Genomic DNA, 19,791 nt, shown 5'->3' with positions numbered 1-19,791 from the left:
GTACACAGGAAGCACTAAGGTATTTTGCTAAAGGCTGTGCTAATTGACGCTGTTGCGATACAACGGTGCAGCCACATGAGAAAACTTAAACTGACAATCTGTATTGGGATAATGCACTAAGCCTTTGTTTGAGATGCAAATAAATTCATCATCTTTGCCATTGGGATATAAGTCACGGCTAAACGTGGCTGCATTTAAACCAATGGTTTGTTGGGTACGTGTATTTACTGCAAAAATGGGTTTGCCTTGCCATAAGCTTAACGGCTGCTTGGCTAAACTAAAGGCTCGTAGCTGTTTTTGCTCAGGATTTAACACACAGGTCCAAGCATTGTGCGCAAAAATGTGTTGTTCGGGTGCCGTAAACAAATAATCTACGGTGCACGATTGCGGATCTTCTTCGTTTAATAAAGTACAACGATAAATGGCTTGGACAGTTTTATCAATCTGAACAATAGGCTGAAATACGGTATAGCCATCAAGAGAGTAAGTTAAAATTAGTTCACCAACATTTAAATCCTGAATGGGTTTTAACCCACAGGCAGTGTGTACCATGGTGCCGCTCACAAACCCAGTTTTTGGCTTATTCATCTTGTTCTCATCCTTGGGAGCACTGAAGTGTGCAGTTTTTATTTTGCTTGAAAAATGCACAATTCGTGCCAGAAGATCATCATGGCCTTGGAATGCTGAGACAAAAAAATCCCTTAAGCCGAGTCTTAAGGGACAGTACGCTGATGATTTATTATTATTAGAATGCTTTAAGCAGATTTAAGTTGCTGTTGTTGCTCTAGTTGACGTACTAAGGGTAAAACTTGAGCGCCAAAATATTCGACTTCTTCAATGGCATGTAAAAAGCCTGAAAGCACCAAATCTACCCCAACTTGTTTCAGTTCAAGAATACGCTCAGCAATTTGCTGTGGTGTGCCAATTAAATTGGTTTTAAAGCCGTCGTTATATTGGACTAAATCTTCAAAAGTTGATTTGGCCCAATTGCCTTCACCTTCATTGGTTGCAGCGCCTGCTTCACGGGTGGCATCAGCAAAAGAATTCACCGCAGCGACATGGGCTTTATCAATAATCTCTTGTAAAACAGCTTGAGCTTCTTGTTCAGTATCACGGGCAATAATAAAGGCATTCACGCCAATTTTAACCTGATGACCATTGGCTTGTGCTTTTTCACGAATATCATCAATTTGTTTTTTGAGTTCTTGAGGGCTATTGCCATTGGTAAAATACCAATCCGACACGCGTGCTGCCATATCGCGTGCTGCACGTGAACTACCGCCTTGGAAAATTTCAATATGCGGTTTTTGTACTGGTTTTGGACTTAAGCTATAGTCTTTAAATTGATAAAACTTGCCATCAAAATTAAATTGATCTTGAGTCCACACGCCTTTTAGAGCGCGAATAAATTCTTCTGAACGTTGATAGCGTACATCATGCTCAGGCCATGGTTCGCCAATCGCATCAAACTCGCCACGGAACCAACCACTGACGACATTAATCGCAATACGCCCTTGGGTAAGATGATCAATCGTTGCAAGTTGCTTAGCCACCACCGCAGGTTTCCAAGGACCCGGTAAAATCGCCGCAATCACCTTGAGACGTTCGGTTTTGGCTAAAATACCATGACTAAAGCTGACGGATTCGTGTTGATATTCTGCATTGTAACCGGCAGTAAAACGAATTTGAGTGAGGGCGTAGTCAAAGCCATTATTCTCGGCTGCTTGTGCTAAACGTACATTATATTCATAACTCCAATCGGTGCGTTGCTCAATGGTGCTGACTACTAAACCACCACTGACATTGGGAACCCAATAGGCAAAAGTAATTGGTTTTGACATTGCATGTTGCTCCTTAATCTTGTTTTAAGCCACTTCCGTGATGGTCTTTTTGCCATGTAAGCGTGCTTCGGCTGCATCAAGGCTTGGTACTGCGGCAGATGGCAATACTTCTGCTTGTTCAATTTGTGTGTTAATGCCTAAATTTTGGCTGGCTTGAATGGTTTTTTCTTTAACCACGTCAGCACGCTGACCTTTCGCTGGTGCCCACTGTAAAATGGGTAAAGCACGTGCTACCGCTAGGGTAATGCGAGCACGTAGATGTTCGCTTTGCACTGTATAAGCTGCGCTAAAGTCTTGATCTGTGGCATACACGCCAATCGGTAAAGTTTGTGCTTGGAAAAAGCTAAATAATGGGCGCAATTGATGCTCAAGTACCAAAGCATGACGCTCAGATCCTCCTGATGCTGCCAATAATACTGGTACATCCACCAATGCCGTTTGTTCGACAAAATCAAAGAAATGTTTAAATAGACCTGTAAATGAAGCGCGGTACACCGGTGTACCTACAATTAAGGCATCAGCTGCTTCAACAGCCGCTAAATCATCTTGTACACGTTGTGGTAATTGGTTGCGATAAATTGCACCACCCAACAAATGTCCAATTTCGCTAAATTTAATGAAATGCACTTGAATTGGTGTGGCTTCACCTAACTCATTTAAAATTTCTTGCACCAATGCTTCGGTTTTAGATGGAGTATTTAAGCCGCCTGATACAGCCACAATGTTCAATGGTTTTTGTAGTGAAATGCTCATAGTAAATTACTCGTAAGTCTTGCTCGCTCGGAATATTCACTATTAATCAACACATCACATATTCTGTAAAATACGCAAAAAAAGATAAGTTATCTATTTTTAAGATATGGCTTTTTTTTGCTTTTTTGATGAATAAAAATAAATTTAAGTATTTGAATATTAAATTTATATTCCATAAAGATAAACTTTTCTGCTTTGGGAATAAAATTTATATGAAAATCTGCTTTTTTTATTCTAAAATGCTGAAAAAAGCGGCTTTTGAGAATACAATGCCATGCATTGGCAAAAAATAATCGATTCTTGCGTATCGCTAAAGGGCGATGTGTGGTTAGAATAGAGCCTAATGTGTACCAGATCCTTCGCGTCACTACTTATGAATATTTTAATCGTTGATGATCATCCCTTATTTCGCCATGCTTTAATTCAAGCTGTGCGTTATAGCTTACCGCAAGCCCAAATTCATGAGACTGCCGCTGTAAATGAATTTTACGAACGCTTAGAAAATGGTCCTGAGCCTGATCTTGTTTTATTAGATTTAAACTTACCCGGTGCTTCAGGCTTTTCCGCATTGGTACACGTGCGTGCGCAGTATCCTGCTTTGCCGATCATTGTGGTGTCGGCACATGAAGAAGTGTCTATTATTCAACGCTCAATTGCGCATGGTGCAATGGGCTATATTCCAAAATCAGCGCACCCAAGCCATATTGGTGAAGCGATCCGTCAAGTCTTAGAAGGCGAAATTTGGTTACCACCTAACCTGCCTGCCAATATGAACTTTGACCCGCGTGCAGCCGATGAAACAGCACTCGCTGAACGTATTCAATCTTTAACACCACAGCAATTTCGCGTATTAATGATGGTGGCGGAAGGTTTACTCAATAAGCAAATTGCCTATGAGTTAGATGTCTCTGAAGCGACCATTAAAGCGCATGTGACGGCAATTTTCCGTAAATTGGGCGTACAAAACCGTACTCAAGCCGTATTAGCCATTAATGCTTTAAATATTGAAGAACGTAAGATTTAAAACAGCTTGAAAAAAAAGACCGCTTGAAGCGGTCTTTTTTGTTTTTAATCCGTTGAGATTTTTAAACCCGATAACCAAGCCCGTAATCCGGCAGGCTTTAAAGGTTTACGCAGCAATATGATATTCAGTTCTTTTAAACGCTGCGGTAGATCAGGATCTGAGTCTGCGGTAATTAAAGCCACTGGTACTTTGTCCTGACGATGCGCCAAAATGAAATCTAGGCCGACTTTGTCATGGTTTAAATGCTGATCGACCAACCACACTTGAATATTCTCATCTTGAATAATCTGCATGGCTTGTTCAGGTTCTGTGGCTTTAAAGACTTGATAGCCCCATTTGGTCAATAAAGTTGCCATACCTTCTAAAATAGTTTCATCATTGTCTAAGCACAAAATCTTATAGGCTTTGGTTTTAAGCGGTACAGCTTGTACAGGTTGTGCCACTACTTTTGGTGCAGGCACAATTGGCACTTCAATCATAAAGCACGAACCCTGACCATACTCAGAATACACATGCACGGGGTAATCGAGCATACTGGTCATACGTTGTACAATGGCTAAGCCTAAACCTAAACCTTGTTCACCCCAAGGTGAGGTATGTCCACAACGTTCAAACTCTTGGAACAATTTAATACGTTGTTGTTCTGCAATGCCGGGACCTGTATCCCATACCCCAATCCGAATATGTTGCGGACGCTCTGCTGAGCGTAGTACACCAACAATGACGCGACCTTTGGCGGTATAACGCAGTGCATTACTGACAAAGTTTTGAATAATACGACGAATCCATTGAGGATCGGTATCAATCCAAAATTGCACATCATGCACTTTAAATTGAATGCCACGCTGTGCAGCAATTGATTTAAATTGTAAGTCTAAATCGCTGAGTAAATCATGTAATGGATACGGCTGACGATTTGGTTGAATAGTACCGCCTTCTAAACGCGCAATGTCCAATAATGCCGACAACATACTTTCTGCCCCATGTAAGGAGCGATCAAGCTGCTGGAGGATTTTACGATCTTCATCAGATTGGATGCTTTGCTCAAGTGCGGTACTAAACAAACGTGCGGCATGCATGGGTTGTAAAAGGTCGTGACTTGCCGCGGCAATAAAGCGACTTTTAGACATGTTGGCTTTGTCAGCTTGTTCACGGGCTAACTGTTGTTCGGCAAGCGCATCGGCAAGCTGTTGGGTACGATCTTGTACACGACCTTCAAGCAACGCTTCATTTTCACGGAAGGTGGTAATGTCGGCAAAGGTGGTGACAAAGCCGCCACCTTCAATTGGATTACCGCGCATTTGGATTACGCGACCATCTTTACGTACCCGTTCAAATTCATGTGCGCTGCCTACTTTCATCCAATGAATACGTTTACGCACATGTTCTTCAATAGAGCCGGGACCACATTCACCACGTTCGGCGTTATAACGAATCAAATCGGCAATTGGACAGCCCACATATACAATATCTTTTGGATAATCGAAAAGTTTTAAATATTGATTATTCCACGCCACTAAGCACATGTTGGCATCGACCACACTTACCCCTTGGGTCATATGGTCAATCATGGTCATAATTAAGTTTTGATTAAAACGCTGCCACTGTGACGCTTGGTCTAAAATATTGGCCACTTGTCCTAAAGCCAAGCCATTATTGACCATGGCAGTGGTGAGTAAAGTACGTGCCGAAGCTGCACCAATGGTGCCTGCTAAGTATTGTTCGGTAAAACGCCACCACATACCGTTGGCACTGCTACTTTCATTAAGTACCACATTATTTTGGGCACAAAATTGTTGAAATGCCTGAACGGTCGGTCCCTCGCCAGTGATACGTTTGGCAAGCGCAATTAAGTCACCTACTTTTAAACGTGCCACGTCGTGATGCAAGTAGGTCATATCGGTTGAGGTATTTTGCGCAAGTAGCGGTTTGGTTTCGTAATAAAAGAAACTTTCGGCTTGAATTTGCTCGGCAATACTAGGGCGGAAAATGCGTGACACCCAGACATAGAGCACAATATTTAAGCCCAATGACCACAGCACACCGTGAGTTAGTGGCGCAAATGATTCAAAGCCAAGTAAGGCTTCAGGGCGTAACCACACTAAACCCAGTGGACCTTGATGCAAAAAGGCATGACTCATGGCAAAGTAGGCCTCAGGTAAACTGCGTAAGACAGTTGGCAAGAATAGGGTATATGCCCACATCACAAAGCCAATAATTAAACCTGCATAGACGCCTTGTTTACTGCCACCACGCCAATATAGACCTCCAATTAAAGCCGGCGCAAATTGTGCTACAGCACTAAAAGCCAACAGCCCAAATACAGACAATTGGTCAATATCATTAAAGAAGTGGAAGAATAAAAAGCCCAACAACATCACCGCTAAAATACAGACACGGCGAGTAAATTTAAGCACCAAAGGTAGACGCTTATCATGACGTGACAATAAGCCTAAACGCCACAATGCCGGCATGATCAAATCGTTACTGAGCATAATTGACAGTGCCACCGATGACACCAAAAGCATGCCCGTGGAGGCAGAAAAACCACCCAAGAAAGCCAAAATACTTAGCCAATCTTGGTTATAACTTAAAGGTAGCGATAAAACCGCCACATCAGGAATGGCCAAGTATTCAGGTGCTGCATGCAGTGCCCAACTGGCAATTGGAATAATGGCAATGGTGGTTAAAATTAAATAGGTGGCAAACCAACGCCGTGCGCCACGAATATGTTTTTCATCACGCAGCTCAACCACAGCCACATGGAATTGACGTGGCAAACAAATAATCGCTAAAGCAGCCAACAAAGTTTGTACCCAAAAGGTATCTGGTACACCAAATAATTGTACTTCTTGGAATGTATTTAATGTATCACGTGAAATCTGTTGTAAATTTCCCGGCTCGGCAAAAATAAAAAACAATGCCACTGCAATCAGAGCAAACAGTTTAACAAAAGACTCAAAGGCGACCGCTAACATTAAGCCACCATGTTGCTCGGTGTTGGCAATTTGTCGTGTGCCAAAAATCATGGCCAAAATAGCCAAAACAGCGGTTAAGAACAATACCCCGTTACTGGTGGAGGCCATGCTAGTTGGGCTGTCCATAATGACCGTGGCACTTAAGGCAATTGCGCGTAGTTGCAGTGCTAAATAAGGAATAATAGCAATAACGGCAAGAATGGTGACTAAAGAGGCAAGCGAGCCGCTTTTACCGTAACGTGCAGCGACAAAATCGGCAATCGAGGAAATAGCATGATGTTGGCGCACCCGCCCAAGACGGCGCCAAATATCGTAACCGACTGCAATAAATAACAATGGACCTAAGTAAATGGGCAGAAAAATAATGCCTTCACGAACAGCCGCTCCAGTCGCCCCATAAAATGTCCATGACGAGCAATACACGCCTAAAGTTAAGCTAAACAAAAGCATGCGACCGCGAGTACTTAAACGACTGGCATGTTTTTCACCAAAAAATGCACAGATAAAGAGGAGTGCGATATAGAGGGCTAACACCCCCATAATGAGCCAACTGTTCATATTGCCTAGAGCGTACCGATTATGCGGCTATGATAGCTTATTCATAAACTGGTCAGTCGAAATTGATTAAAATTTAACGACCAAAGTCTAAATTACAAGCAGCCTGCACATTGTTACTTTGGCATCAGGAAGAATTCTAATTAAAAAATCGCGCCGAACGGTTTTCGCGCAGGGAGTACAAAAATGGATCAGGCTCATGTAGATCGTATTCTACAAAATCCAAAATTCAAAGAAATGGTGGCACGAAAAAGTCGCTTGAGCTGGACGCTCACGGCAATCATGCTGTTTGCTTATGTTGGTTTCATGCTATTGGTAGGCTACAACAAAGAGTTCTTATTGCAATCGTTAAGCGGTGGCGTTACCACCATTGGGATTCCATTAGGTCTTGGCATCATTGTGTTGTCCTTTGTGCTGTGTGGTGTGTATTCGTACATTGCCAACAACAAACTCGACAGTTTAAACAATGAAGCGATTCGTGAAGTTGAAGCAATTGCCAAAGAAAAAGGACCAAATGCATGATCAAATCTAAAATTTTTGCCGCAGCAACTATGTTGCTGACTTCAGGATTAGCATTTGCAGGTCCTGACTTAGGTGCAGCAGAACAACAACCGACCAACTGGCCTGCAATTATCATGTTTATGATCTTTGTAGGGGGTACCTTATTTATTACCAAATGGGCTGCTAAACAAACCACCAGCACCAATGATTTCTATACTGCAGGTGGCGGGATTTCAGGTTTCCAAAACGGTTTAGCAATTGCTGGTGACTATATGTCGGCTGCATCGTTCTTGGGTATTTCAGCCATGGTGTTTATGTCGGGCTTTGACGGCTTGCTGTATTCACTGGGCTTTATGGTGGGTTGGCCTATCGTTTTATTCTTGGTGGCTGAACGTCTACGTAACTTAGGTAAATTTAACTTATCTGACGTGGTATCTTTCCGCTTACAAGAAAAACCAGTGCGTACTTTGGCTGCGGTCAGCTCATTGGTGGTTGTGGCGTTCTACCTTATTGCACAGATGGTCGGTGCAGGTCAGCTCATCAAATTGCTGTTTGGTTTGAACTACAACCTTGCAGTGGTGATTGTTGGCTTGTTAATGATGGCGTATGTGATGTTTGGCGGTATGTTAGCCACGACATGGGTACAGATCATTAAAGCTGTAATGTTATTGTCTGGCGCAACTTTCATGGCATTTATTGTGATGAAAGGTGTAGGCTTTAGCTTTACCAACATGTTTGAACAATCTATTCAAGTGTTCTCTAAAGTACATGACTTAAACTTAACAGATGCTGCAAAAATCATGGGTCCAGGTAGCTTAGCTTCGAATCCAATTGATGCGATTTCTTTAGGTTTAGCGTTGATGTTTGGTACAGCAGGTTTACCACACATCTTGATGCGTTTCTTTACGGTAAAAGATGCTAAAGAAGCACGTAAATCAGTTGTGGTTGCAACAGGTTTCATTGGTTACTTCTACCTATTAACCTTCATTATTGGTTTTGGTGCAATCCTTTACGTATCAAACAATCCACAGTTCCTTGACGTTGCTAAAATGGCAGTGACAGGTAAATTAGAACTTGTGGGCGGTAACAACATGGCTGCGGTGCATTTATCTGATGCAGTGGGCGGTGACTTGTTCATGGGCTTTATCTCTGCGGTTGCGTTTGCCACAATCTTAGCCGTGGTTGCAGGTTTAACCCTATCAGGTGCTTCAGCGATTTCACACGACTTATATGCCAACGTATTTAAGAAAGGTCAAACTACACCTGAATCTGAATTACGTATGTCAAAAATTGCAACTTTAGGTTTAGCAATCTTTGCCATGGTTTTAGGTATCATTTTCGAAAAACAAAACGTTGCCTTCATGGTGGGTCTTGCCTTCTCTGTTGCTGCTTGTGCCAACTTCCCAGTGCTTGTATTGTCAATGTTCTGGAAAGGGTTAACCACACGCGGTGCAGTCATGGGTGGCGTGGTTGGTCTAGTACTCGCGGTACTATTGATTATCTTATCTAAAGCAGTATGGGTAGATACATTGGGTATTTCTGATACACCAGTTAACCCATACAATGGTCCTGCATTATTTGCAATGCCTTTAGCATTCTTCTGCTGCTGGTTGTTCTCTGTGACAGATAACTCAGCGCAAGCTCAAGAAGAACGCCGTGCTTTCGATGCGCAGTTTGTACGTTCACAAACAGGTATTGGTATCTCAGGTGCTTCAGATCACTAAGTGATAACACCTTAAAAAAAGCCCCATTTGGGGCTTTTTTTATGTGATTTAGGGTTTAGATTTATGCTTTAAATAACGATAAAAAACAGCATCTTTTTCAAACCAAGTGGCTTTGGCACTCAGCAATAAACGCGCCACTAAGTAAGCACCTGTTACTTGTCCTACAACAGGTAGACTCAGTAACACGCCAATCAAAGCAATTTTACTGACTTTCAGTCCTGAGACTTTTGCGGCCATCCATTGAAATTGTTGCCAACTCATCTCTTGACGTTGATAGCGTTTGAACAATTCATAAATCGCTAAAGACACACTCAGCACAGAAATGGCTGGAAAATACTCCCAAAAATGCTCATCGTTTGGATCTTTGGCCGTTACCCATAGATCAATCGCATCTTCCACATTTTGTAGCATCACTTTATGATTAGGTGCATTTTCATCTTGCAAAGAATGTAATATTTCAACGCCACCAATGGCATGTTCTTCAGGGTTTTTAACTGACCATGCCGCTTGCCCAAAGACTGATAAGGTTAAGCAAACAGCATCTAAGTCTTGGCTATGTAAATACACTTCAAGTGTATTGCTATGAGTTTTGGGATAAGCCACATACAGCATGTCTTGTTCATGTTGGAGTTTTAAGCACTCCAGCAAAGACAGCTGTGTCTTGATATTTTTAACCAAAGCGACAATCTGATTTGCATCAATGGTTTGTAAATAGTCTTGAATCAAAGCTGCATCGTAATCTTTTACTTCTTCTACAGCAAAACGCAGTGCCAAAATCACCACATGTGTTTGTGATGAAAGTGAATGAGATTGCACAACATCTAGCAAACTTTGGGTAATCTCAAGCGTATTTAGCTGACGATTTAAATAATGATAAGCCTGAGACATTTAATCCTCCTGCTTTTTTTGCGCTTTGGCGCGTTGTTGTCCTTGTTGAAAAGCCTGCTGCCAAATCGCTTTAATCTGTGCTTCGCTGATTTTTTCATTTTTAGCTTTATGCGCAAAATAGACATCGGCCACTTTCATAATTGCATAGGTGAGGGCATACACCAACGGAATGGACAGCAAACCGCCAAAACCAAAACTTACGGTTTTCCAAACCCCAAGCGCCAATTGCTGTGCCAACATGCCTAAACCTGCCAAAGCAACAATTTCTTTGACCCAATCAAGCGCCTCATTTTCACTAATGGGAACACCATGAATCGCAGCAATACGACTGGCAAAATAACCTTGTAATGGAGTCAGTAACAAAATATCGGCAAACGGCAAGGGTTGAATGGAGACGCCTGCACATGTTGCGCAAGCAATGTGGGTAATATTGGAGATTTTCTTAGCGTGAGATAAATCTTCTCGTAATTCAATGGCAGTAATTTCTTGACGAATTTTGGCTGTGATTTTCATACAATATTTTGCTCAGTAAAGCACTTGGCTCATGCTAAGTTAACTGCGTATAAAAACACAACAGTAAACACGCTATGCAGGCATTTGTTAATTTTTGGTGCACTTTTAAACGGCTTCCTTCAGCTTGGCTGTTACTTTTACAAAGCCTGATGTTGATATTGGCTATGTTTAGCTCTTATAGCCAGTCGTATCGAGTGGTGACTTGGGTGCTTGGGGTGTTGGCATTATTAGTGATTGCAAAAGTGATCCGCCAAACGCCCGTATTTACATTTTTAGGCTTAAGCTTTGTAAGTTTAGCGGTGTTGTTTTCTGGCTTGATTTTAATTGGGATAGATCAAAGCTGGGTGCAAATATTGGCGCATGTGTTTGAGGCTTTTGCTTATTTTAGTGCAGCGTATGGTTTATTGCGTTATATGTTTGAAGATCGTTATTTAACGTTAGATGAATTGTTTGCCGCAGGTGCTGTATTTACCTTATTGGCATGGGGTTTTGCATTTTTATACAGTAGCTGCCAATTGCTGATCCCATATAGTTTTAGCTTAGACAGCATTGCACAGCAACAGCAATGGTTAGACTTGTTATTTTTAAGCTTTAGTCTGCAATCGGCTACAGGCTTATCTGACTTAATGCCATTAACTCCCTTTGCGCGCGTTTTGGCGATTGTACAAATGTTTTGTGGCGTGATGTATTTAGCCGTGATCGTGTCACGTTTAATTGCGCTGCAATATATTGGCGAAAGAAAAATTTAGCATGACAGATAAAAAAAAGGACGCTAAGCGTCCTTTTTTATTCAGAATCTAATTTAAATTAGAAACGGAATTTAGCATTTAAGCCAACAGTTTCTGTATCCAATACAGAGTTGTCTTCAGCATTTGCTTTAACAAATGAAGCACCAACAGCAACAGCTGGTGTAATGAAGTAGTTTACATTTGCAGCTAAAGCTGAATCTGGAGAAGCTGCAAAGCTAGATTCGTAGTAAGCAACGCCTAAGCCTAATTTAGGTGTTACATAAAGTGTAGAACCTAAGTTAAATGCAGTCTCATCGCCATAAACTAAGCCAGATTCAAAAGCAACTGACATGTTAGTACCGTCAATATCACCTACGTATTTAGTACGTGCAGTGATTGCGTCTTGGTCTTCACCTAAAGTTAAAGACTCGCCATAGCCTGCAACAACACCGTTGTTTGCAACTTTGAATGCGTCAAATGCTTGTTGGTTCGCAGCGCTTGTGTAACCTACAGCAACCAAGAAGTTAGGTAGTGCTAAAGCACCAAGTTCTAATGCATAACGGTCGCCGTTGTCTTCAAAACCAAGTTGTTTAGTGATTTGGTTTTTAGCATCAGCAATCGTTGCGCTGTAAGATGCACTTGCATATACAGGTACCACTGAAGTTGGGATGTAAACTTCACCTTTAGCGCCCATGTTATGCGCTACAACGTCAAGGCCTTCGTTACCTAATTCAGCATAGTTATAAGCAACAGCAATATTAGATGCATGGTTTAAAAAAGCAGCTTCAGCTAAAGGACCTTTAGCAGCATCAACATTTTTAAAGTAGTAAGTCGCTTGAACACCACCAATAAAGTCTTTGTCATTTACTGTCGTGTCTAGGTATTCAGATTGACCTTGTACTTCAAATTGGTAAGCTTGAGCACCGGTTACGGCTAATAATAAAGCAGTGGCTAAACCGAGTTTTTTCATAATAGATACCAGTTGTAATTAAAAATGGACTGAATTTGCTTAGCCAATTCTATTGTAACATTTCATTAAGTCAATGAACTGGAAAGATATTATTATTTTGCTTTATCTAGATGATATGTGTTAAGTGATTAAAAATCATACATTTGAGTTTTAATCTCAATATCAGGAAAAAACTTTTTAGAACAAAAGAATAAGTAAAATTGCAGCTAGAAAAATTAAAAATACAGGAACAATATCGTAAATAATAATATTAATAAAAACGATCAATGATTAATTTTTAATTGTTAAAAACATTTTTAGTGTTATATTCATGTAACCAAAAAAGTGAATATTTTGGCATTTTAAAATAATTTAAACCTTAAACCCGTCACTTTTTATGAAAAATACTGTGATAAAGAAAATAAATTGTTTGAAATTGGGATGTTTGACACACTATTTAAAGATAGAGTGATTAAAAAAAAAGCATGTGTTTTTAGTGTGCTTTACTTCACTGAAGTTTTCTTCCATAATTTCTATCATAAAGTTGACTAGTTTAGTCGGCTTAATGAACTCTATTCATAACATTATGTTCTATTTTTAATGAATATAATGCTTAAAAAACCATTGTGATTTGTTTTTATCCGCCCAGCTTTCCCCAAGGTTGGGCTTTTTTTTGCGCATTTTACCTGCTCATTGATGGTGGATAGTTGGCTTACAACTTATCAATCTAACTCAATATTGCGCTATTTTGGTGCAGAAATATGGTTTTTGAATTAAATTTTCATCATAAAAAAACCCACTTTTCAAAGAAAAGTGGGTTTTTTAGCCAAAATCTGCGGGAAAGTTAAAAAATCTGCTGAGGAATATTTCAACTCGCCCTAATGAAGTGCATTATGCACCGCTTTGTAGCAGCTGTAAATATTTTGTTACCGCAAATCAGCAAAAAAATAGCGTTTTTTAGCGGATCGAAAAGCACTGAAATATGACATATGTAGAGAAATGGAGGTGATCTTGTATGCAAATGAGCGATAATGGTGCGTATCTTTACTTGCTGCATGAATATAGCGCTAGCAGCCAAAATGTTTTCGTTTTAAAGTAGCAGCCTAATTTAGCTATGTTTTTCCTGATTTGTTGGTTTTAGGACGTAGAGATTCATGTATAAATTACGTTCTGAACGTATTCGCACGCATTTGCATATCTCGACTTTAGTGATTGTGATTTGCTTGTTGATCCTGACCACCTCATTGATTTTTAAAAGTTATCAAAGCTATCAAAAAGCAAATTATACTTTACTTGAGATTCAAACTCTCATGGTCATGTCAGATTTATCTCAGGCGATGCTCAGTGAACGTTTACCCATTAATTTAGTTCATCATGCCAGTGCTGAAACACAAGCAATTTATCAAGCTCAACTACAGCAGCATCGTGATCGAGTAGACCTAGAGATTCAGCAAACCATACAGATTTTGCAAGCATCAGGTTTTTCTGAAATTGCGCATCAGTTAAAAAATGAGGTGACACCGCATTTGGAAAATGCGCGCGCTGATTTTGATCGGTATATCAAAATGCCACCCCAACAGCGTACGCAACAGCGCTTGATGCAAGATTTGCAAAGCTTATTTAATGTATGGGAAAAGACGCATACGCTATTAAAAAAGAAGCTGCTTGAATCTAGAGCGTATGGTATGGAAAGCACTTATCATTATGCCATGCTTTTATTGATCTGTGACCTACAGGACCAAACTAGCCGTATTACCTCTTTTTTAAAAGCCCCTGTCACATTTTCTGAAAAAATTAATGAGCAGCAACGTATTGCGACTTTAAAACAGTTATATCAAGTTGAATATTTATGGAAATTAATTGGCAATATTGAGTACATGGGTGCAAAAGATGCTGCATTTCAAAAGTATTATCAAGCGCTTGAAATCCAGTTGCTACAGAACAACAAACAGCTCATAGACACCTTATTACAACAAAGTAGTCAAGCACAGCCTTATAGTTATACCACTCAAGAAATGACCATGATTGCAGTGCAAAGTTCTGCAGCTGTATTGGATTTACAAAATTATGTGCTAAAGACTCGTTTGGCTGTGGTTGAAGCACGTAAGCAAGGTGCACAGCGCGATTTTATCGTCTCTTGTTTGATACTATTTTTATGTTTGGGCGCGGTTATTTTTACCTTTTTATATGTACGTCATCAGGTATTTTTACCTTTAGTATTGGCACGTAATACTTTACTTGATTTGGTTGACCCGGCAAATAAACATGATTTAAATGATTCTGTGACTTTGCTAGATGCTATTGAACGTATGAAGCAGACCTTACAGCAACGTGATGCCTTGGCATTTAAACTCAAAAATATTGCCAATACCGACGCTTTAACCGGAGTGTCTAACCGAGTTGCGTTAGATGAATACTTAAAATTAAAAAATCACCCAAGCCAAGCCTTTAGTGACACGGCGCTTATTATCGTTGATATTGATAACTTTAAGCAGGTAAATGATCAGTATGGGCACTTGGTGGGGGATGATGTCATTCGCCATATTGCCCAGCAATTGCAAGCGAATGTCAGAAGCACGGATTTGGTGGTGCGTTATGGCGGTGATGAATTTGTGGTGATTTTAGAAAAATGTGCTTTTGGCGATGCTTTGTATATTGGCGATAAAATACGTTGTGCGATTAGTCATCATCCAGTCCAAGTAGAAGGGTATGAGGATTTACGCGTTTCGGTGAGTGCAGGTGTGGCTTTTGGGGGAGATTCATGGAAGCAGTTGCTTGCCAAAGCAGATCAAAGTTTATTAAGAGTTAAAGCCAGTGGTAAAAATGCAGTGGAGGGGTGAGATCTACTCTATACTTTAAATATATATAGATATACTCCATATAGGCTTGTGCTTATCTCATAATCGTTAAATTATGCAACTATTATCTATAATAAAAGAATACGGTAATGGAATCGCAAAAAAATAAAATTACACAGATTTTAGATCAAGGATTTTCTTTTTATCAGTGTTTAGTCATCTTACTTTGTTTTTTAATTGCCCTACTTGATGGTTTTGATACTCAAGCAGTAGCATTTACTGGTTCAGCCATTATTGAAGCCTTTGATTTACAAGCAAAAGCTTTAGCACCCGTATTAACTGCAGGAATTATTGGTATGACTGTTGGGGCTATGGGAATGGGTATTCTCGGTGACCGATGGGGCAGACGCAATACTTTAATGGCTTGCGTTTTAGTATTTGGATTGGCAACTCTATTCACTGCATATGTAAGTAAACTTGAGCATATTTTTATTCTTAGGGTGATTGCTGGTCTGGGGATGGGGGGAGCAACGCCTGTATTATTAGCACTAGCATCAGAATATTCTCCATCACGCTTTAAAGGTTTAGTTACTACAGGAGTATTGCTAGCGTTACCAGCAGGTGCAATGCTAGGTGGTTTATTAGCGGCTAAGATTATTCCAATTTGGGGGTGGCAGAGCATTTACCTCATTGGTGGTGTAGTCCCATTAGTACTACTTTTAGTATTATTTTTTGTCTTACCTGAATCATTGCAATATTTAAGTCAAAAAAAATCAGTCCAAAATCATGAGCGTATCATTGTAATACTTAATCGCATAAGTTCACAATCAATGCATTTATCATTTGATGACTATGAATATAATGAGAAAGTACGTGCAGGGCGTTTAAGCAGCTTATTTCAGCAGGGATTGGCCAAGACGACATTAGCAGTTTGGGGAACATATTTCTTCAACTGGATTGCGTGGTTTATGTTACTGTCATGGCTACCTACCATTTTAAAACAAGCTGGTTTAGATCCATTACAAGCCCCTTATGCTTCAGTTACGGTAAATGCAGCTTTTATTTTATTTGCTTTACCGCTTGCCTATTACTTGCCTAGATTAAATACCACTAAGATTTTATCATTTATGTTTATCTGTGGTATTGCAATTGCTTGTGCCCTAGGTCTTACAATTGCAAGCCAACAATGGAGTCTGATTTTTGCTCTAATCGCTTTTGCTGGTTTTGGTATTGGTGGACAGCAACTTGCATTGAATTATTTAGTCATTGCTTCTTATCCTACACAGGTACGTGCGACGGCTACAGGTTGGGCAATTGGTATGGGACGTTTAGGTGCAATTTTAGGTTCAGCCATTGGTGGGATGGTTTTGTCTTGGTCAGGCGTAAATGGTTATTTCTTTGCCTTAGCTGTACCGTTAGCGATTGCTTTTATCTGTGTAATTGCACTATATAAAAAGCGGCAGACTATATATGCTTCCGAAATAAATTAACTTTTCATTTTCGCGTGAATTAATCAAAAAATCCCCCTCTTATTTAGAGGGGGACATCATTTATTTCAACATCGGTTTTAAGAAACGACCTGTATGTGAAACGTCAACATTTACAATATCTTCTGGTGTACCTTGGGCAATAATCATACCGCCACCTGAACCGCCCTCAGGGCCTAAATCTACAATCCAATCGGCAGTTTTAATCACATCCAAATTATGCTCAATCACCACAATGGTATTACCCTTGTTACGCAGCTGATGCAAAATATCCAGTAATTTAGCAATATCATGGAAATGTAAACCTGTGGTTGGCTCGTCCAACACATACAAGGTTTTACCTGTATCACGCTTAGCGAGTTCACGAGCAAGTTTAACCCGTTGCGCTTCACCGCCCGATAAAGTGGTTGCCGACTGACCTAAACGAATATAGCCCAAACCCACTTGGTTTAGGGTTTCTAAACGACGATGAATCACAGGAATCGCATCAAAGAAATGCATGGCATCTTCTACGGTCATCTCTAATACATCGGCAATGTTTTTACCTTTATAGCCAACTTCTAAGGTCTCACGGTTATAACGCTTGCCATGACAGGCATCACACGGCACATACATATCGGGTAAGAAATGCATGGCGACTTTAATCATGCCATCGCCTTCACAGGCTTCGCAGCGTCCACCTTTGACGTTAAATGAAAAACGGCCTGCGGTATAACCACGTGCTTTGGCTTCTTGGGTTTGGGCAAACAATTCACGAATTGGGGTAAATAAACCGGTATAGGTGGCAGGGTTAGAGCGTGGGGTACGACCAATTGGACTTTGATCAATATCAACCACTTTATCTAAGAACTGTAAGCCATCAATCGAGTCAAATTTCTCAGGAGTTAAGGTAGTTGCACCATTGAGTTGTGTGGCAGCAAGCGGCAACAAGGTACGGTTAATTAAGGTCGATTTACCTGAACCTGATACACCTGTTACGCAGGTCATGACGCCTAAAGGTAAGGTTAAGTCTACGTTTTTAAGGTTATGACCTGCCGCGCCCATCAGCTTAATTTGCTCATCGGGTTTTGGCGGTTGAATGCGTGTTTTTGGCACTTCGATTTTGAGTTTACCTGATAAATACTGACCCGTTAAGGAATCAGGATTGGCCAAAATCTCATCATAAGTACCCTCAGCAATCACATGACCACCATGTACACCTGCGCCCGGGCCAATATCAATAATATGATCGGCTGCGCGAATGGCATCTTCATCATGCTCCACTACTAATACGGTGTTGCCTAAATCGCGTAAACGCACCAAAGTTTCTAGCAAACGGTCGTTATCACGCTGATGTAAACCAATGGAAGGTTCATCCAGCACATACATCACGCCCATTAAGCCTGCACCAATTTGCGATGCCAAACGAATACGCTGTGCTTCACCACCGGATAAAGTTTCGGCAGAACGTGACAGGCTTAAATAATTTAAACCCACCGAGACTAAAAAGTGCAGACGGTCACGAATCTCTTTAAAGATTTTATCGGCAATTTCGCCTTTAGCACCGCTGAGCTCTAAATCCTGATAATACTGCTCGGCATCGCCAATCGACATTTTTGTGATTTCAGCAATGGTCTTGTCTAAGATTTTGACATGACGTGAAATTTCATTAAGGCGAGAGCCATCGCAGGCGTCACAGGCGGTATTGGATAAATACTGTGATAAATCATCACGTACGTAGTTACTTTCGGTTTCACGATAACGACGTTCTAAATGCGGCAAAATTCCTTCAAAAGGCATAACACGGTTATGACGACGACCACGTTCATCGATATAACTTAAGTCAATTTTGTCACGCCCTGTGCCGTATAAAAATTTCTTTTGCGTGTCTTTATCCAGTTGATTCCATGCTGCGTCCATGGAAAAACCGTAGTGCTCCGCCACTTTTTGCAACATGCTGTAATAATACGGACGCTGACGATCCCAACCACGAATTGCGCCTTGGCTAATGGACAATTCAGAATTATGAATCAATTTTTCGGCACTAAAATGGTTACGTGTGCCTAAACCATCACAGACAGGGCAAGCACCAAAGGGATTATTAAATGAAAATAAACGTGGCTCGAGTTCTGCTACAGCGCGTTCACATTGTGGGCAAGAGTGTTTGGCTGAAAAGACTCGATCATCATGCTCACCATTCATCCATGATAAAATCGCAATATCACCACCTAAACGTAGCGCTGTTTCAAAACTTTCAGCAATACGGTTGCCTAAGTCATCACGGACTTTAAAGCGATCGACTACCACTTCAATAGTATGTTTCTTCTTTTTGTCCAATTCAGGTATCGGGTCAAGATCAACAATTTCACCATCGACGCGGGCACGCACAAAGCCTTGGCTTTGCAATTGCTCAAATAAATTACTGTATTCACCTTTACGTTCACGCACCACTGGCGCAAGCAGCATCAGCGCTGTACCTTCTTCTAGTCCTTTGACTGCATCGACCATTTCTGACACGGTTTGCGCCACCATAGGTAGGTCATGCTCAGGGCAATACGGTGTACCGACACGGGCATACAATAAACGTAAATAGTCGTAAATTTCGGTAATGGTGCCCACGGTTGAACGTGGGTTATGACTTGTTGATTTTTGCTCGATGGCAATGGCTGGGCTTAAACCTTCAATCGAGTCGACTTCGGGTTTTTCCATTTGTGATAGGAATTGACGCGCATAAGCCGACAGCGATTCTACATAACGACGCTGACCTTCGGCATATAAGGTATCAAAAGCAAGTGATGACTTACCTGAACCCGAAAGCCCCGTAATCACCACAAACTGATCGCGTGGAATATCAAGGTTCACATTTTTTAAATTATGGGTACGTGCGCCTCGAATACGGATATGACTTTGGCTCATGCAATGATCCTAAACATTTATCTTGAGAGGCGTATATAATAGCGCATGAAAAATGTTCAAGTGGGCTTTGACTACATTTGTACGTCAAATTATGTCGGAGTGCTGTGTTTATGGGCAAATCTATAGCTGCACAACATCAGGCGATCAAACATAAACT

The 19,791-nt window shown here is 40.9% G+C and carries 14 protein-coding genes; 6 read left to right on the top strand and 8 right to left on the bottom strand.

What is annotated here, in order from left to right; genetic code table 11:
- Nucleotides 1–39: 39 nt before the first annotated feature.
- From Q0Z55_RS05550 to msuE, 3 genes are all read right to left on the bottom strand, one after another.
- Entirely contained in the window at nucleotides 40–588 is a 549-nt protein-coding gene (locus Q0Z55_RS05550) for a hypothetical protein (RefSeq protein ID WP_297425353.1), read from the bottom strand.
- A gap of 167 nt (nucleotides 589–755) precedes the next feature.
- Nucleotides 756–1,841 carry a dimethylsulfone monooxygenase SfnG gene (gene sfnG, locus Q0Z55_RS05545; RefSeq protein ID WP_297425350.1) on the bottom strand — a complete coding sequence of 362 codons (1,086 nt, stop codon included), beginning with the start codon at nucleotides 1,839–1,841 and terminating at the stop codon, nucleotides 756–758.
- A 24-nt stretch (nucleotides 1,842–1,865) separates the two neighbouring features.
- Nucleotides 1,866–2,594: an FMN reductase gene (gene msuE, locus Q0Z55_RS05540; protein WP_297425347.1), complete on the bottom strand. Its 729-nt coding sequence runs from the start codon at nucleotides 2,592–2,594 to the stop codon at nucleotides 1,866–1,868.
- A gap of 373 nt (nucleotides 2,595–2,967) precedes the next feature.
- Between msuE and Q0Z55_RS05535 the strand changes: the two genes are divergently transcribed.
- Nucleotides 2,968–3,618, top strand: coding sequence for a response regulator transcription factor (locus Q0Z55_RS05535; RefSeq protein WP_297425344.1), 651 nt, complete (start codon nucleotides 2,968–2,970; stop codon nucleotides 3,616–3,618).
- A gap of 44 nt (nucleotides 3,619–3,662) precedes the next feature.
- Here Q0Z55_RS05535 and Q0Z55_RS05530 read toward each other — a convergent pair whose 3' ends face one another.
- Complete coding sequence (locus Q0Z55_RS05530) at nucleotides 3,663–7,154, bottom strand: PAS domain-containing hybrid sensor histidine kinase/response regulator (protein ID WP_297425341.1); 3,492 nt, start codon at nucleotides 7,152–7,154, stop codon at nucleotides 3,663–3,665.
- 183 nt (nucleotides 7,155–7,337) lie between these two features.
- On the opposite strand from Q0Z55_RS05530, the gene Q0Z55_RS05525 reads away from it, so the two are divergent.
- A complete protein-coding gene (locus tag Q0Z55_RS05525) occupies nucleotides 7,338–7,673 on the top strand; it encodes a DUF485 domain-containing protein (protein ID WP_297425338.1) in 336 nt (111 codons plus the stop codon).
- Entirely contained in the window at nucleotides 7,670–9,376 is a 1,707-nt protein-coding gene (locus tag Q0Z55_RS05520; RefSeq protein WP_297425335.1) for a cation acetate symporter, read from the top strand. The genes Q0Z55_RS05525 and Q0Z55_RS05520 overlap by 4 nt, the downstream gene beginning before the upstream one ends.
- Nucleotides 9,377–9,424: 48 nt before the next feature.
- On the opposite strand, the gene Q0Z55_RS05515 is transcribed toward Q0Z55_RS05520, so the two are convergent.
- Nucleotides 9,425–10,264, bottom strand: coding sequence for a hypothetical protein (locus Q0Z55_RS05515; protein ID WP_297425332.1), 840 nt, complete (start codon nucleotides 10,262–10,264; stop codon nucleotides 9,425–9,427).
- Nucleotides 10,265–10,777 carry a hypothetical protein gene (locus Q0Z55_RS05510; RefSeq protein WP_297425329.1) on the bottom strand — a complete coding sequence of 171 codons (513 nt, stop codon included), beginning with the start codon at nucleotides 10,775–10,777 and terminating at the stop codon, nucleotides 10,265–10,267.
- Nucleotides 10,778–10,851: 74 nt separating this feature from the next.
- Between Q0Z55_RS05510 and Q0Z55_RS05505 the strand changes: the two genes are divergently transcribed.
- Nucleotides 10,852–11,526 (top strand): ion channel, encoded by a 675-nt coding sequence (locus Q0Z55_RS05505; protein ID WP_297425325.1) that lies wholly within the window; start codon nucleotides 10,852–10,854, stop codon nucleotides 11,524–11,526.
- Nucleotides 11,527–11,584: 58 nt separating this feature from the next.
- Here the strand turns inward: Q0Z55_RS05505 and omp33-36 are convergent, their stop codons facing one another.
- Nucleotides 11,585–12,475, bottom strand: coding sequence for a porin Omp33-36 (gene omp33-36, locus Q0Z55_RS05500; protein WP_297425323.1), 891 nt, complete (start codon nucleotides 12,473–12,475; stop codon nucleotides 11,585–11,587).
- Nucleotides 12,476–13,608: 1,133 nt separating this feature from the next.
- Between omp33-36 and Q0Z55_RS05495 the strand changes: the two genes are divergently transcribed.
- Nucleotides 13,609–15,294 carry a GGDEF domain-containing protein gene (locus Q0Z55_RS05495; protein WP_297425320.1) on the top strand — a complete coding sequence of 562 codons (1,686 nt, stop codon included), beginning with the start codon at nucleotides 13,609–13,611 and terminating at the stop codon, nucleotides 15,292–15,294.
- A gap of 107 nt (nucleotides 15,295–15,401) precedes the next feature.
- Entirely contained in the window at nucleotides 15,402–16,742 is a 1,341-nt protein-coding gene (locus Q0Z55_RS05490; protein ID WP_297425317.1) for an MFS transporter, read from the top strand.
- A gap of 60 nt (nucleotides 16,743–16,802) precedes the next feature.
- On the opposite strand, the gene uvrA is transcribed toward Q0Z55_RS05490, so the two are convergent.
- On the bottom strand, nucleotides 16,803–19,634 hold the full coding sequence (gene uvrA, locus Q0Z55_RS05485; RefSeq protein ID WP_297425314.1) for an excinuclease ABC subunit UvrA: 2,832 nt from the start codon (nucleotides 19,632–19,634) through the stop codon (nucleotides 16,803–16,805).
- Nucleotides 19,635–19,791 lie beyond the last annotated feature (157 nt).

The sequence above is a fragment of the uncultured Acinetobacter sp. genome, assembly GCF_947626835.1.
Lineage (GTDB): Bacteria > Pseudomonadota > Gammaproteobacteria > Pseudomonadales > Moraxellaceae > Acinetobacter.
Note: the sequence above shows the minus strand (reverse complement) of the source record. Positions and strands in the feature narration are given on the sequence as shown.